This window comes from Actinopolymorpha cephalotaxi (assembly GCF_013408535.1).
GTDB lineage: Bacteria > Actinomycetota > Actinomycetes > Propionibacteriales > Actinopolymorphaceae > Actinopolymorpha > Actinopolymorpha cephalotaxi.
The window spans coordinates 3,201,491-3,216,149 of the sequence record NZ_JACBZA010000001.1 but is presented as its reverse complement, the minus strand read 5'-3'; the positions used below and the strand labels follow the sequence as shown (position 1 = coordinate 3,216,149).

The 14,659-nt window shown below is 64.6% G+C and carries 14 protein-coding genes; 5 read left to right on the top strand and 9 right to left on the bottom strand.

Annotated features, from left to right (window positions below; all coding sequences use genetic code 11):
- The first annotated feature begins 62 nt into the window (after positions 1–62).
- The 3 genes from FHR37_RS14215 to FHR37_RS14205 all read left to right on the top strand — a co-directional run bounded on the left by FHR37_RS14215 (position 63) and on the right by FHR37_RS14205 (position 3,578).
- Complete coding sequence (locus tag FHR37_RS14215) at positions 63–1,166, top strand: McrC family protein (RefSeq protein WP_237768776.1); 1,104 nt, start codon at positions 63–65, stop codon at positions 1,164–1,166.
- A gap of 10 nt (positions 1,167–1,176) precedes the next feature.
- On the top strand, positions 1,177–2,424 hold the full coding sequence (locus FHR37_RS14210) for a hypothetical protein (RefSeq protein ID WP_092883464.1): 1,248 nt from the start codon (positions 1,177–1,179) through the stop codon (positions 2,422–2,424).
- Between the two features lie 746 nt (positions 2,425–3,170).
- On the top strand, positions 3,171–3,578 hold the full coding sequence (locus FHR37_RS14205) for a hypothetical protein (protein ID WP_139238944.1): 408 nt from the start codon (positions 3,171–3,173) through the stop codon (positions 3,576–3,578).
- Between the two features lie 56 nt (positions 3,579–3,634).
- Here FHR37_RS14205 and FHR37_RS14200 read toward each other — a convergent pair whose 3' ends face one another.
- From FHR37_RS14200 to FHR37_RS14160, 9 genes are all read right to left on the bottom strand, one after another.
- A complete protein-coding gene (locus tag FHR37_RS14200) occupies positions 3,635–4,477 on the bottom strand; it encodes an amidohydrolase family protein (protein WP_092883461.1) in 843 nt (280 codons plus the stop codon).
- Positions 4,474–5,664: a mandelate racemase/muconate lactonizing enzyme family protein gene (locus FHR37_RS14195; protein ID WP_237768775.1), complete on the bottom strand. Its 1,191-nt coding sequence runs from the start codon at positions 5,662–5,664 to the stop codon at positions 4,474–4,476. The genes FHR37_RS14200 and FHR37_RS14195 overlap by 4 nt, the downstream gene beginning before the upstream one ends.
- A complete protein-coding gene (locus tag FHR37_RS14190; protein ID WP_237768774.1) occupies positions 5,661–7,004 on the bottom strand; it encodes an aspartate aminotransferase family protein in 1,344 nt (447 codons plus the stop codon). The genes FHR37_RS14195 and FHR37_RS14190 overlap by 4 nt, the downstream gene beginning before the upstream one ends.
- Positions 7,005–7,081: 77 nt before the next feature.
- Positions 7,082–7,303 (bottom strand): ABC transporter permease family protein, encoded by a 222-nt coding sequence (locus tag FHR37_RS14185; RefSeq protein ID WP_092883458.1) that lies wholly within the window; start codon positions 7,301–7,303, stop codon positions 7,082–7,084.
- 38 nt (positions 7,304–7,341) lie between these two features.
- Entirely contained in the window at positions 7,342–8,583 is a 1,242-nt protein-coding gene (locus FHR37_RS14180; RefSeq protein ID WP_179771004.1) for a Gfo/Idh/MocA family protein, read from the bottom strand.
- Positions 8,584–8,882: 299 nt separating this feature from the next.
- Positions 8,883–9,518: a GNAT family N-acetyltransferase gene (locus tag FHR37_RS14175; protein ID WP_139238943.1), complete on the bottom strand. Its 636-nt coding sequence runs from the start codon at positions 9,516–9,518 to the stop codon at positions 8,883–8,885.
- Positions 9,519–9,521: 3 nt separating this feature from the next.
- Entirely contained in the window at positions 9,522–10,319 is a 798-nt protein-coding gene (locus FHR37_RS33125) for an IclR family transcriptional regulator (protein WP_092883455.1), read from the bottom strand.
- 92 nt (positions 10,320–10,411) lie between these two features.
- The gene (locus tag FHR37_RS14165) at positions 10,412–11,140 is read right to left on the bottom strand and encodes a phytanoyl-CoA dioxygenase family protein (protein WP_092883454.1); all 729 of its coding nucleotides are present in this window, start codon (positions 11,138–11,140) and stop codon (positions 10,412–10,414) included.
- Position 11,141: 1 nt separating this feature from the next.
- Positions 11,142–12,416 (bottom strand): NAD(P)/FAD-dependent oxidoreductase, encoded by a 1,275-nt coding sequence (locus FHR37_RS14160; protein WP_092883453.1) that lies wholly within the window; start codon positions 12,414–12,416, stop codon positions 11,142–11,144.
- A gap of 351 nt (positions 12,417–12,767) precedes the next feature.
- On the opposite strand from FHR37_RS14160, the gene FHR37_RS14155 reads away from it, so the two are divergent.
- Together FHR37_RS14155 and FHR37_RS14150 are read left to right on the top strand one after the other, a co-directional pair.
- A complete protein-coding gene (locus tag FHR37_RS14155; RefSeq protein ID WP_175542509.1) occupies positions 12,768–13,742 on the top strand; it encodes a carbohydrate ABC transporter permease in 975 nt (324 codons plus the stop codon).
- Between the two features lie 106 nt (positions 13,743–13,848).
- On the top strand, positions 13,849–14,640 hold the full coding sequence (locus FHR37_RS14150; protein ID WP_175542508.1) for a carbohydrate ABC transporter permease: 792 nt from the start codon (positions 13,849–13,851) through the stop codon (positions 14,638–14,640).
- Positions 14,641–14,659: the final 19 nt, after the last annotated feature.

The following is a 14,659-nucleotide window of genomic DNA, read 5'->3' as shown; positions in this document are numbered from 1 at the left end:
GTCAAGTCCTGTCGGGGGTGGCGCTTACAACAGGGGATGCGGCGGCCCTCAACGCGTCCGGAATGGTCACGGCCACACCAGAGGCGGCCGGCTGGCGGGTAACCGCGCAGCATGTGGTTGGTGTGATGCGCCGTGGCGACCTGGTGGTCCGGGTGGCCCCCAAGGTCGGCGCCGTGCAGGTTTTGACGCTGCTTGCCAGGGCCGAGGCGGCGGCGAACCTGACAATCGACCCCGAGCAAGTGCACGTCGTCGACGACGCCGACCTCAGTGTCGTCCTTGCCCGACTGTTCACCGCCGAGGCGGCGCACGCCATGGCAGCGGGTCCCTTGCGTGGCTACCGCACCGAGGACCAGACCCTGCCGGTTCTGCGCGGGCGTGTGCGCCTCCGTGAGCAGCACCTGCGACGGTTCGGGCAAGTCAGTCCGCTGGAAGTGACCGTGGACGAGTGGACGGTGGACACCGCCGAGAACCGACTGATCCGTTCAGCAGCCCTGGCACTGCTGCAGCTGCCTGGCCTCGGCGACGAGGCCGAGACCGACCTGCGCCGGCTCGACCGAATGCTCGTCGACGCGCAGCCCCTCGTGCCTGGCGAGGTCCCGCCGGCCTGGACCGCGACCCGGCTCAACGCCCGCCTGCACTCGCTACTTGCTCTGAGCGAGATCGTGCTGCGCTTCGCCGGCGTCGAGGACAGACTTGGTGAGACTCCGATCTACGGCTTCCGCCTCAACATGGCCACCCTCTTCGAGCGCCTTGTGGCGCGCCTGTTCGAGGAGACGGACCCGGCCTGGAGCGCGCAGGAGACCATGCCCCTCGACGAGGGCGGAACCCTGGCGATCCGCCCGGACCTGCTGCGCCAGGGAGCAGGCGGCGCCTGTGCCGTGGCAGACACCAAGTACAAGCTGCTCGACGACGCCGGCAAGGTCTCGAACCCCGACGTCTACCAGCTGGTCACGTACTGCGCCCGCCTCGGCCTCAGCACGGGCCACCTGATCTACGCGGATGGCGGTGACGAGCCCGTGCCGTACGAGATCTTGGGTACTGGAGTCACTGTCGCTGTACACCGCCTTGACCTGACCCAACCGTTGCCGCGCCTGGAGGCACAGGTGCGCACGCTGGCGTCCGTCCTCACCGGTGAGGGGCGGAAGGTTCGTATCGCACGCCAATGAAAGGAAGACAGTGGCCTGGTTCGCGGGGGTCCCGTTGCAGCTCGACATCGTCGGCACACGGTTCTGGATGGCCTCAGAGGCACTGGATGCTCAGGAGGATCGACGCTCTTCGGATCCTTCACTGCACGACCAGCGAGGAGAGCGCCCGGGCCGTGACTGGGCTGCAGTCGGCCTGTTCCTATTAGCACGTGTGCAACTGGACCAGCTCGTCGAGATCCTTGACCGCGAGTTCGGCATACAGGCAGGTGCCTTTTCGGGTGCTGAAGTGGCTCGCCGATTGGGCACGTGCTTCGATGAGGCAGACGACCTGTCCGCAGGGGACGACCTGTCGTACGAGATCGACACCGTCGGCGAGGCTGTCGACCTGTGGCGCGCACTGCGGGCCGCAGAGGGCAGGATGATGGTGAGGCACGGGTTCGCTCCTGACGGAAGTATCACCATCACCACGGGCCCTGACCTCCCAGAGCTGGAGGCGCTTGGTCTGCGTGGCAGCGAGTCCGGTGAACTTGAGGCGACGCCGACAGAAGTGCTCGATCGGGCCAGCTCGTGCACCCTGGCGGCTGCTCGTCTCGCCGTGATGCGCCGGCATCGGGAACGTCAGCAAGCAGGGGTCAAGGAGGAAGGCGCCGGAAGCGAGCGCACGACGCCGGAAGTGGAGCATGAGGATGGGCCGAAGCGGTTGCGCGCTCTCGAGCAGGCGGCCAAGAGCCACTTCTCCGTCTGGTGGATCGGTTCCGAAGACGCCTTCGTCGAGTGGGCGGTCGGCACTCTACAGGCAGCGGGGCTGGTCGCCGCGAGCGACGACGTCTCGGAGGCGCGCGCAGCAGCATGTCTGATGAGCCTGTGGGCCCTGCACTGCGAGTTCAACGCGTATGGCGACGGACACTCGGCGGGCGACTGGCGCCACGACGTGGGCACCTGGGTGGATGACGGGATCACAACCGAGCACCTGCGCACGTTGAACTCGGTCGACCAGCTGGGCTGGGAGCTTGACGATCCCGACTTCGAAGCGCCTTTCGTAGACGTGTGCGCGAACGTGGTCAAGCGCTACTCCCGCGATGTCGCGGGCGCCCTGCTGAACGAGCTAGGTGACTCCCTGACTTTCGCCTACTTCTGGGCCACGCGGTCGGAAGATGTGGACTACCCGTTGTCACCGGAACTCGTCCACGAGATCGTCAACGACGAGTCAGTCCTGTTCGATGACCCGCACAGCAAGCTGCCGGCGTTCGACTGGGTTCAGTCGGGCATGCACCTGTGAAGCCGGCAGCGGGCGCAACATCGAAAGCGGGGACCTGAGCCAGCACTACACTACGGACTGTTTCCGTTTCGGCTTACGCAATGCCTTCGGACCGTCCGCCCGCCTCGTTGAGTCAGCCCGCGGACGAGCGGTCGATGCAGTCGGCGGGTATCGCTGCCGTCGGAGTCTCGTCGTCAACGAAAGCGTTGCAGTAGGCGCACTCGGCGCCACCGGCGACGGCAGACCACACGTGCGGGTCTGTCGCTGACGGCTGGCAGGGGATGAGCTCTGCCAGGTCGTCTGTCGCCTGCTCGAACGTCTGGCCACAGACCATGCATTCGTCGAACTCGTCCCGATGGATGAGCCGGTGTGCCGCCACAGCTCTACTCCGATACTGGCGATCCGTGAGGTCGCTGCGACGTACAACTCGGTACGAGATTGCTTCCCAGCGTGATCGGAGACTTACCCGGTCGCTCGCGGCATCACACCACTCACCGAGCCTCCGCCGTCTGCCCGGTCAGAGTGGACAATCCCGTCACGTCGGCTGCGGCAAGGGAGGAGGATTGGACCTCCTGCAACTGATGTCGATGGGGGAGCTCGTGGCGCACCAGGTTTGCCCACTACACGCCGGCGAGTCAGTAGCGGGCGTCAGGCTCGCAGACGGCTCGGTGTCGTATACGTGCCAGCTGACGAGGGGGCATCCGAACAACATGCAATGGTCCTGGCTGTCAGTGTCGCCCCCTCCGGATCTTCCCGGGGTGGTTGGGATGGCCCAGGAACTCGGCCTTGACGTCGAACTGCCGGCCGCACTGGCGGCCTTGGGCGAGGGTTGGTTCGAGTACGGGCTGGTTGAGCGATCATATGCCGTGCGGCAACCAGAGGCCTTCGCGCGGATGGTCGAGCGCTGGGGGCACAACGCTCTCAAGAGGAAGCAGTACACCGCCTCGGCCTACATCGCTAGCGTCCTGGCGCTGCTCGCAAAATCTGGAGCAGTCGTCTACCGCCCAGCACCGGGCACGGGTCGGTGGTCCTACAACAACCCGATTTCGTGGTGGTCGCTACCGCCGGGCGCCGCCTGGGATCAGCGGACCTCATGGGTCGACGTCATCGGCGACCACGACCAGGCGTCTCAGGCCGCCGACGAGGCCTGCCGCTCTTACGTACCCAATGCCTGAGGAACGCGGTCGACTCACGACATGATCCGGCCCCGAGTGTCGATTGGTCAGCCGAGTCACTCCAGCCTGAGGAGTTCTAGAGCGGGCTGGGCGATGATCCGCTCAATCTTGTCCGGGTCGAGCGGAGGGAGGCCGGGAATGCCAGGGACCCTGGCGACTGCGCGGAGGCCGTCGATTGACTCGTTCACGGTGGTGAAGGGGTAGTCGCTTCCGAAGAGGAGCTTGTGGGTGACGCCGTAATCTTGGGCGAGCTGGAGGCTGTGCCACAGCTGGAACGGTCTGTAGTGCAGGGCGGACACGTCGGCGTAGACGTTCTGATGCTTGCGGATCACGGCGAGGCACTCGCCCTCGTATGGGTGACCCATATGCGCGAGCACCATGGGTAGCTCGGGGTGCCGGATTGCGACTTCGTCGAGGTGAACGGGCCGGGCCCAGCGGAGGACCGCGGTCGAGACGAAGGTTGTTCCGGTGTGGACGAGCAGGGGCAGTCCGTGTTCCTCGGCGTAGGCGAAGAGCGGATCGTACGCCGGGTCGGCAGGGTCGAAGCCGGCATACATTGGCATCAGTTTGATGCCTCGGAGGCCGAGTTCCTGGTGGCCGTAGCGCATCTCGTCCTGCCAGCCGGGCTGGGTCGGGTCGACCGAGAGATAGCCGATGAGGCGGTCCGGTTCCCGCGCGACGAAGTCGCGGATTGAGGTGTCGTCGACCCAGAGCCCACTGCGCCGTGCCTTGCCGCCGATGACGATCGTGCGAGTGTCGGCCGGGCTGGTGTTGCGGTAGTGCTCACGGTGTGTCGTAAGGTCCACTTCGCCGCCGTGGGCGCGGGCAGACTCGGAGCGGAAGGGTTCGCCGATGTGCTCGGCACACTGGAAGGCGTGGCAGTGCACGTCGATGATCATGAGCGATCTCGCTTCTCCCAGCCTGGGGCGAACATGTTCCAGAAGCCGGACCGTGGCGGGTGTTCTGCGAACACGCTGTCGTCGAGCTCGATACCGATGCCAGGCTTCGTGGGCAGCTGGATGCGACCGCTGCTGATCGGCAGGGCGCCCCGCAGAGCGTCGGCGACGTAGTCCTCCAGCAGACTGTCGAAGGTCTCCAGTACGAGAAGTTGTGGCATTCCGAGGGCAGCGTGAACGGTCGCCGTCGTACAGAACGGGGAGTTCGAGTTGTGCGGTGCGACCAACATGCCGTGCATCTCCGCAAGAGCCGCGATCTTGCGGATCTCCGTATAGCCGCCTGCCATGCACAGGTCAGGCTGAATGATGTCGACGGCGGAGCTTGCGAACAGGTGTCGGTACTCGTAGCGGTTGTGGAAGTGTTCGCCGCCGGCGATCGGCATGGTCGCGCGCTGGCGGAGTTCTGCGTACCGCTCGATGTGGGTCCACGGCAGAGGCTCCTCGAACCAGCCGATGTCGTACGGCTCGAGGTCGCGCACGAGGCGCGAGGCGGTTGGCATGGCAAACCGGGCATGGCCCTCGACGAACAGGTCGACATCCGGGCCCACCGCTTCGCGCACCGCGGCCACGATGTCGAGGGAGAGGGTCCGCTCTTCGCGAGACAGTGCTCCAAGTCCGGTGCCGAAGGGATCAAACTTCAGGGCCGAGAAGCCCCGCCCGACGGTCTCCCGAGAGCGCTTTGCGAACGACTCGGGTGAGCGTTCACCGGTGTACCAGCCGTTGGCATAGACGGGAACGCTGTCACGACACGCTCCGCCGGTGAGGCGGTATACGGGAACCCCCAGAGCCTTCCCCATGATGTCGTGGACGGCCTGGTCGACCCCGCTGAGCACGATCCCGCCGATGTCGCCACCCCGGAGGAAGTCACCCTGATACATACGCAGCCAGATCTCTTCGACGTCGAAGGGATCAGCTCCAAGAAGGTGTCGTTCACCCATCGCAACAACCAGGTCGCACGCCTGCTTGCCGCGGTAAGGATGGGTGATCTCACCGACGCCGGTGAGCCCCTCGTCGGTGTGCAGGCGTACGAAGGAGAAGTCCCGCCACGCCGTGCCGAGCGTCAGGGTCTCGACCCGGCTGATTCGTCCCGCGTGAGTGGTCGGCCGGCTCCTGTCGACTGTCAGCATCATCGGGTCACCCCACCCATGGTCCTCGCGACGCCGGCCTCCTCGACCCCGTCGAACTGCAGCGTCTCAAGCACAGCTTCGCGGGTTGCCTCGAGGAGCCGATCGACGTCGTGGTCGGTATGGGCGTACGACACATGGCTGCGCTTGAGTTCGAGAGGGAGTTCGAAGACGCCGCGCTTCACCAGTCGACGGCGGTACCCGACGAACAGGTCCCCGCGGTTTGCTAGTAAGTCTTCGTAGCTTCGCGGCACTCCGCCGGACATGAAGTACGTCACGAAGATGGAGCCGTACCCAGTGACAACGGCTGGTACCCCGATCTCGGCGTACAGGTCGCGCAGTCCAGTCCGGATGCGCTCACCAAGCCCGAAGATGTGCTCGTGAACCGGCTCGTTGCGCAGCTTCGTCAGCGTGGCAACAGCCGCCGCGACCACCACTGGTGCACCGTTGTAGGTACCCGCGAAGAACGCCGATCCGCCTGGTCGCGAGCTGAACAGGTCCATGAGGTCCGCTCGCCCGCCGATGGCGCCAATCGGATAGCCGTTCGCGATCGCTTTGCCCAGGGTCGTGAGGTCAGGAGTGACACCTGAGATCCGCTGCCAGCCTCCCAGGTCATGGCGGAACCCCGTGATCACTTCGTCGAAGACCAACACGCTGCCGTGCTTGTGGGTCGCCTCGCGGAGGGTCTGCAGGAAGGAAGGTGTAGGCAGCAGGCATCCCACGTTGTGCGGAACGGGTTCGACGATGACAGCCGCTATGTCACTCCCGTGCTCCTCGAACGTCCTACGCACCGCTTCCTCGTCGTTGAACGGCAGCACCAGCGTGGCTTCGAGTACCTCGGGGAGAATCCCGGCAGAGATCGGGTCGTGGCGACCCACACGCCCGGGAGCGGAGATGACGTTCAGACTCACCGAGTCGTGCCATCCGTGGTAGCAGCCTTGGAACTTCACCACCAGACGGCGCCCGGTCGCGGCCCGTGCCACCCGAACGGCGTGGAACGTCGCCTCGCTTCCGGTACTCGTCAGGAGGACCTTTTCGACGCTCGGCACCAGGTCGACGAGGACTTCCGCCAGTTGCACCTCTGCGTCGGTTACGCCTACTCCGCACAGGTCGACAGTCCGGGCGGCGTGAGCGACCGCGGCCGCCACGTCGGGGTCGTTGTGCCCGAGGATCGGAGGCCCGAACGCAGCGTGGAAGTCGATGTACTCCTTCCCGGTATCGTCCTGGAACCGGGAACCCTTGGCACGGGTGATCACGAGGTCTTCGAGGCCCGGGATGGAGCGCTGCCCGCTGTTCACACCGCCTGGCATGACAGAACGTGCCCGTGCAGCGGTGGTCTCAGACACCCCGCGAGCCGAATAGGAGCTTGCCATCCTGGATCCCTTCTCTTCTTTGACCCGGTTCCATGCCTGGACTCGGTGCCTCAGCTCTTCAAGCCACCGACGACGACTCCCCTCAGCAGGTGGCGTTGGAACGTGAGGAAGACGATGAGGCCCGGGACGCTCGCGAGTAACGCTCCAGCGATCACCGTCTCGTAACTGGCCACTCCGAGCGTTTGGGACGCCTGCGCGAGCTCGAGCGGCAAGGTGAACTTGTCGGGGCCGCATGCCCCGACGGCGGTCGCGGCGAGCGATCCTGCCGCCAAAGATAGGAACCTACGTCTGGAGGGGCCGGCTCTGCCGCTCATGCCAGCGGTCTTTCTCGGCCGGGTTCGGTGCCGATGCCATCGGTGAACTTGGTCGGGTCGGGTACGGCGATCCAGGCGCCGCCCTGATGGATGGAAGTCTCCGACACGATGCCGGGCAGGGTCATGTTAAGGGCGGCGTATACGTCGACGGGTATGGAGTCCTTCGGTGGTTGGCCCTCGCGTACGGTTTCGATGAAGTCGAGGATCGGCCAGGCGTCAGAACCCCAGTGCCCCGCGCTGGTTGGTGGTTGCGCGTAGCGGGCGGGTAGGAAGTCGGTGGTGTAGGAGTCCAGCGGTTCCCAGGTGCCCTCGGCGCTACGGCCGCGCACGTACGCTCTGGGTTCCTGGCCATTCGCCCGAGGGGCCTCGTAGGCGCCGTTGGTTCCCTGCAATGAGTAGTAGTCCATCAGATGCGGCCGGTTGGACAGCATGTCGAGGCGAGCCCGCAGCAGGGCGCCACGGCGGGTGCGGGCGAGCAGGAGCACGGTGTCGTCAATCTCGTGCTCGGGCGCGGTGCGGTTTCCGGTGCCGACGCAGCTGACGGAGACGATCCGGTCGTCGAACCACTGCACGAGCGGGCCGAGACTGTGGGTGGGATAGGTGAAGCCGTTGCGACCAGCCTGCCAGTACGACCGCCAGCTGCGCTGTCCGGTTGCGGTGTGCTGCAGATCGCGGACGTCGTGGAGGTACTCGCCCTCGCCGTAGTAGAGCTCACCGAACACCCCGGCCCTGGCCATTGACCGGACGATAAGGTTCGCGCGGATATAGCAATAGTTCTCGGCCATCGCATAGGTGGCGGTGCTTGCGCGTACGGCACCGACGAGCGCCTCGCTCTGCGGAAGGCTCACTGCCGCGGGTACCTCGGAGAGAACATGCACGCCGGCGCCGAGCGCGGCGATAGCCTGGGGCGCGTGGTGGTGTTGCGGCGAGGAGAGCACGACCACGTCGACGCGTTCGAGTAGTTCCTCGAAACTCGCGCAGCCGACCGGTACCTCGTGCTCGCGGGAGAAGCGTTCTACCGCGGAGGGGTCCGGGTCGTAGACGGCTTCCAGACGTGCCTTACCGGCCGACTCCGCCACCCGGACTCCGGCGACGAAGCCTGCGCCCCGTGCGGCTCCGGCAATGCCAATCCGAAGTGACTCTCCGCTCATCGTCCACTTCCTTCGCGGGCCGGGGTCCGAAGTAGGAGAACGTCTCAAGTGCCAGCCGGGAGGACGCACGAGGTCCTGCTCAGCCAATACGTCCCAGCAGCGACGGGAGGTGTCGATCCGTCGCCTACGAGGGCTCCTTCGCCACGCCAGAGACCTTCGCTGAGTGGAGAGGAGCTTCATTCACTGACTGCGCCCATTCATGCATGGTCGAGCGTGGGCGTCAAGGAGATCGTGAGCCCGTTCCGGAGACGGTCAGTTAGATCCATCATCTATCTCCACAACGTGGCCCTGTTGGCCAAGAAGACGTGTAGGTCGGTCCCGGCCCGACTGCTGGGATGGCTATCAGCCTGTAGTGATGCACCTTGGAAGGTGAGGCGGCCGAGAGATCAGTGGCCGACGCTTTGATAGCCGGGCCACTCCTTCGGTGTGAACGGGACCTGGAGTTGGGTGCAGATGGTCCGCCAACGCTCCTGCATTCCTTCCGCCCAAAGGTGCGGAACGAAGCCAACATCGAGATAGGACTTCAGTGCAGGGAGTCGGAAGTCGTCGGTCTGGAGGTAGATGCACCTTGCGCCGGCGTCCAGGAGTCGAGCTGTCGCGACCGCGGTGATGATCCGGCCAAGACCATGCCCGGCGTGGTCAGGACTTGCAGCGATCCAGCCCACTTCGTAGCCCTCGGGATACAGGTCTTCGATCGGCCGATGGTGCCCCATGCAAGTGGCCACGAGTTGATCGCTCGCCTCGTGGACGACCACGGTCCATCCGCCTAGAACCACTGTCGTGGTCCAGTGCAGGACCTTCTCGTCGTCCCACGTGCCGAGGTCGACCCGCGCCATCAGCTGCAGGAAAGCCTCGGCGTCGTCATCGGCGCCACCTCGCAGTTGGTACCCGCGAGGCGCGTGCATCAGTGCGCTGGCAGGTCGGATGCCGGCCGGCCAGAGCATACGCAGCTGGCGGTAGGGAGGTTCGTCTGCGGACGCGACGGATCCGGGCTCAGCAGCGTCGAAGTCTTGAGATGTCAAGGCTCACCTCGTCTCGTGTTGAGCTGGCTGGTAGTCGAGAAGGGCTTCCAGGAGCTGAGCCTGAGCTTGGAGGGCCAGGCCGGTCTCATGAACCCGGTGGTGGGGGAGGCGGTAGCTGGGGGCACTGACGCTTATCGCGTAGCGCGCAGTTCCGCTCGCATCACGGATGGGTACGGCAACGCAACGAAGTCCTTCGACCGATTCCTCGTCATCGACCGCATAGCCGCGTTCGCGGATCCTGGCGAGTTCCCGGCGGAGGTCGTCGACCGCGGTCAGAGTGCGATGGGTGAGCTCTACCAGCTCGCGTTCGGCCAGGATCTTCTCGGCGTCGGTCCCTGCCAGGGTACTGAGAATAGCCTTACCGAGTCCCGAAGCATGCCAGTTGTCCGTGTCTCCGATACTGGCGCCCTTCCGGATTTGCTGTGAGCTCTCAAGGGCGTGGACGATGACAAGGTCGTCGCCAGCGCGCGCGCCGAGATTCACCGTCTCGTCCAAATCCTGGACCAGCCGGGCCATGACTGCTGTAGCGGCTCCCATGAAGTCCCGCGTCCCGATCGCGGCGCGCCCGAGCATGAACATCCGAAGCCCGATGCGGTACTGACGGCTCACCGGGTCACGCTCGAGGAGCCCGTGAGAAACGAGGCTCCCGAGATAGCGGAAGGTGGTCGCATCACTCAGACCCGCCTCCGACGCGACCCGGGACAGCGGCGCCGGCCCAGCAGCCAGGACCTCGATCAGTCGGACCACCCGGTCGACACCCTGAAGCCCGCGATCTTCGCGAGAGTCCGCAACTTTTGCCACTAATGTCTCCTCTGCTTCTACTCAGCGAAAGGAATTTCGGGCCCAGGCTACGGATGAGCACCGAACACCAGCGGCGGTGGGTGCCTTCGGAGCTAGGTGGTCTGCCGGTCGGTGACCTTCGCGTCACCCCGGACGTACGTCAGTGCGAGGCCTCGCCGACGATGCGGGGTGGTGTTGGGCGCGCTGCCGTGGACGGTGCAGCTGTGGTGGAAGCTCACACCTCCAGGGGGCAGGATGACTGGAACGGCAGATGTGAGGTCGACGCCCTGTACGTGCAGCAGGTGGTCACCTCCAGGCTCGTGGGGTAGGACGCCACCCTTGTGGGATCCAGGCACCATCCGCACGCAGCCGTTGTCCTCTGTGACGTTGTCTATCGCGACCCAGCAGGTGACAATCGCGGGCGGGTCGATCCATGGTTCGACGTTGGTCCAGTAGCCACTGTCCTGGTGCCACGAGACGTGCGACCCGTGGAAGGCAGGCTTCATCAGCACTTGGTCCTGTAGGTAGCGAACGTCCTCGGTCTGCATCAGTTGCCGTATGACATCCAGGATCTGCGGGTGCTGCGCGATCGACGCGATGAGCTCGTCGGCCTGCGCCGCCATCATCAACTGCCAGACCTTGTCGCGACGGGAAACACCCTCCAGGGTCGCCGCCGCCGTTTCCATCCGGACGGCGACCTTGGCCGCATCGCCTTCGGCCGACGCCAAGGCGTCGACCCGATCGCCCAGCGCCGCGACCTCCTCCGAGGAAAGAAGAGGCCCGTAGACGAGGAAGCCATCCTCGCGGAATCGTTCGCACTGCTCTGGTCTCAGCGTTGGCATCTCAGTCCTCCGGTGATGCTGCGGGAACTGCCCGTTCAAGGTCCGGGGCTACGGGTCTGTCATTGAACGCGATGAGCTCTCCACGCTCGAACCGGCCGGCGTCGAGTGGAGTGATGTCGATTCGTTCGGGGCGTCCGAGTACATCTGAGAGGTCGATGTCGCCTCGCCCCTCGACCATGAGTGCACGGATGGTCCGGGCCACACCCGCGTGGCAGGTGATGCCGTGGCCGTTCATGCCCACGGCGTGCAAAAGGTTCCTGACCTCTCCGTCGCGGGAGACGATCGGGAAGCCGTCCTCTGTCGTCCCGTACACACAGCTCCAGCCGTTCAGGAACTCGCTCTTCGGCAGATGCCAGTAGCGGCGGTAGACGTCGGCGACATCCATGGGATAGTCGTCGTCGTTCACCCGGTTGGCGCTGTCAGGGTCGACGGTGAAGCCGGGCTTGGTCATGTGGTGGTGCTGGCCGAACAGGAACGTTCCACCCTCCTCTCCGCGGCACCAGACTCCTTCACCCCTGACCTGCTCGGGTACCCCGGTGAGCGGTCCGCTCTCGATGCCGTCATCGAAGGCGGTCGCAACGCAGACCTGGATACGTTGGGGGGTCAACGCGAGCTTCCGCCCAGCCAGAGCCGCCACCTTCGCGCCCCAAGGTCCGCCGGCGTTGAGAACTTCTCCCACGTTCCATGCGCCGCGGCGGGTCACAACCGTGGCTATCCGGTCTCCGTCCGTTCGCAACTGGAGTACCGGTGTGCCATGTAGGACCTCGACCTGTCCTGTGTCGACGGCGAGTCGCTCGTAGAGGTCGACGAGGCGGTAGGGATTGACAAAGCCGTGATTCGGATAGACCGCACCGCCGAGCACCCGGTCCGGTTTGATCCAAGGGAAGCGGCGAAGCAACTCGTCACCGTCGAGGACCTCGCGGTGGTACAGGCTGTCCGGCCTGTCTGGGCCGAATCTGGTCGCGAAGGGATCCTGCGGAGGAGGAAAGGTGTTGCCCTCGTAGTAGACCGCCAAGGACCCCCAGGGATGGAAGCCGATGTCGTAGCTACGTCTGAGCTCCCGCACCCGTGCGTCACCCAGGAGTGTGTAGGCCGCGTAGATGTCGTGGAAGTCGCACAGGCACAGGACACCCGCAGACCCTCCCGTGGTGCCGGACGCGGGTGTCGACTTGTCGAAGACGACGATCCGCGCCGAGGTCGCCTTTGCGAGCTCGTAGGCAGCGGAAAGCCCGATGATGCCGCCTCCGACGACCGCGATGTCCGTGCTGGCAGGCATCGCCGTCCTCCTTCCACTCAGTGGAGAGGCGTCTTACTGAGTGGTTGTATCAAACTCCCGGCTTCGGGGGTCGTCAAGATCGTGCGGCTGGTTTCAGCGAAGGGGCGGTGAGGACTGCCCCGCGTCGCGGTGACGGCGGGCCTCGCCTGCTGCTGCATAGCTGGCACAGGTGCTGGTTGTGCTGTGCACAGGCCTCGCTGGGGCCCTGGCGCGAGGCGAGCGGGGCCACGCAAAAGTGGTCACCCGGGCTCTTGCCAGCGCCCCGTGCCCGGACTACGTTGAGGCCCAACTTTCACCCGTTAAAAGTCACCTCCACCAATCAAGAGTTTGGCAATGCGCCAAGGAGTGGCCATGGGAACTGACGACCGAACCAGCCGCCGTCTCGGTCAACGCCCACGACGCCATGCCACAGCCCGACGGAACCTGCGGAACGGGTTGCTCTTCATCTCTCCGTGGCTGGTCGGCCTGGTCGTGCTGCAGGCATATCCGTTCTTCATGACCGCGTACTACGCGTTCACTGACTTCGATGGACTGAACTTTCCGCCACACTGGATTGGTATACAGAACTTCAGCACCCTCTTTACGGCCGACCCACAGTTCTGGCCGTCGGTGACGAACACCCTCTGGTGGGTCGTCACCAGTGTGCCGACGTCAATCGTGGTTGGCGTACTTCTGGCGCTTCTGCTGAACCGCCGAGTCCGTGGACTCGGAATCTTCCGGACAGTCTTTTACCTTCCGGCGATGGTTCCGTTCGTCGGGGGGTCAGTTCTGTTCCTCTGGCTGTTCAACCCAGCCGGTGGTGCCATCAACAGCATCCTGGGTGGACTTGGCTTGGGGAGCCCAGGCTGGTTCTCGGATCCGAGCTGGGCCAAACCGACACTTCTCCTCCTGCAACTCTGGCAGGTAGGACCCTCGATGATCATCTTTCTGGCTGGTCTTCAGGACATTCCAGCCGAGCTCTACGAGGCTGCATCGATCGACGGCGCCAGCGCCTTCCGGAAGTTCTGTTACATCACCCTTCCCCTACTGACGCCCGCGATCTTCTTCAATCTCGTGCTTGGCACCATCTGGGCCTTCAGCTACTTCACTCAGGCCCTCGTAGTCTCGGCCGCACCCTCCAGCCTCGGCGGCTCCCACGCCCCAGGTGGGCCGGCAGATTCCACCCTCTTCTACTCGCTGTACCTCTACACCCAGATCTTCCAGAACTTCCGCCTCGGCTACGGGGCGGCTATGAGCCTGCTTCTCACCCTGGTCGTGATCATCCTCGCGGCGGTTCTCTTCCGAACCGGAAGGCGGTGGGTCTTCTACTATGATCACCAGGCCTGATGACGCGAGCACTCTGGCGGCTGTTCCTCAGCAACCACTCCCGCCGGCGCCCGCCCCAGGGAGACGGCCTGGAGCGCTCATGCGGGCCGGAATGTATGCACTTCTGGTGGCCGCCGCCGTGCCGTTCCTGTTCCCTGTCTACTGGCTCGCTACCGGCATCTTCAAGCCAAGCAGCACTCTCCTGCAGACACCCCCTGTATGGTGGCCGACCGCCTGGACGCTGGCCAACTTCCGGTCCCTCGCCGGCTACACCGATGTCAACCTGGGCGATTACACGCTCAACACCCTCTATATCAGTGGCTTCAGCGTCGTAGCCACCCTGGTTTCTTCGTCGCTGGTCGCGTACGGGTTCTCCCGCATCAGGTTCACCGGAAGGAATGTGCTCTTCGGCATCCTCATCGCGACGATGATCCTGCCAACGTGGGCCACATTGATTCCGCAGTACGTACTGTTCAAGTGGCTCGGATGGCTCGGAACTTTCAGACCCTTGACCTGGCCATACCTGTTCGGCGACCCGTTCACCATCTTCCTCTTCCGTCAGTTCATGCTAGGAATTCCGTCGGAGCTGACGGAGGCGGCAAAGATCGACGGTGCCAACGAGTTCACGATCTACTGGCGCATCATGCTTCCGCTGCTGAAGCCGGCGCTTACCGTGGGCGCGATCTTCGTCTTCATAAACACATACAACGACTTCTTCGGGCCGCTGATCTACCTTACCGATTCGGGAAGGTACACACTGTCACTGGCGGTCTTCCAGTTCGTTCAACTGAGGGGAGCGCCGGACATCGGTGCGATTGTCGCCTTCACCGCACTGGTAACGACTCCCTTGGTGGTCCTGTTCTTCTTTGCACAGCGCATGCTCCTCGCCGGAATCAAGTTGTCCGGCCTCAGGGGTTAAGCAGAAAGAAGGTCCGTCC

Excerpts from the sequence above, each read along its gene's own strand:
- FHR37_RS14215 (WP_237768776.1), top strand. The coding sequence starts at position 63 with ATGGTCACGGCCACACCAGAGGCGGCCGGCTGGCGGGTAACCGCGCAG.
- FHR37_RS14205 (WP_139238944.1), top strand. The coding sequence starts at position 3,171 with ATGGCCCAGGAACTCGGCCTTGACGTCGAACTGCCGGCCGCACTGGCG.
- FHR37_RS14200 (WP_092883461.1), bottom strand. The coding sequence starts at position 4,477 with ATGATCATCGACGTGCACTGCCACGCCTTCCAGTGTGCCGAGCACATC.
- FHR37_RS14195 (WP_237768775.1), bottom strand. The coding sequence starts at position 5,664 with ATGATGCTGACAGTCGACAGGAGCCGGCCGACCACTCACGCGGGACGA.
- FHR37_RS14165 (WP_092883454.1), bottom strand. The coding sequence starts at position 11,140 with ATGCCAACGCTGAGACCAGAGCAGTGCGAACGATTCCGCGAGGATGGC.
- FHR37_RS14160 (WP_092883453.1), bottom strand. The coding sequence starts at position 12,416 with ATGCCTGCCAGCACGGACATCGCGGTCGTCGGAGGCGGCATCATCGGG.
- FHR37_RS14155 (WP_175542509.1), top strand. The coding sequence starts at position 12,768 with ATGGGAACTGACGACCGAACCAGCCGCCGTCTCGGTCAACGCCCACGA.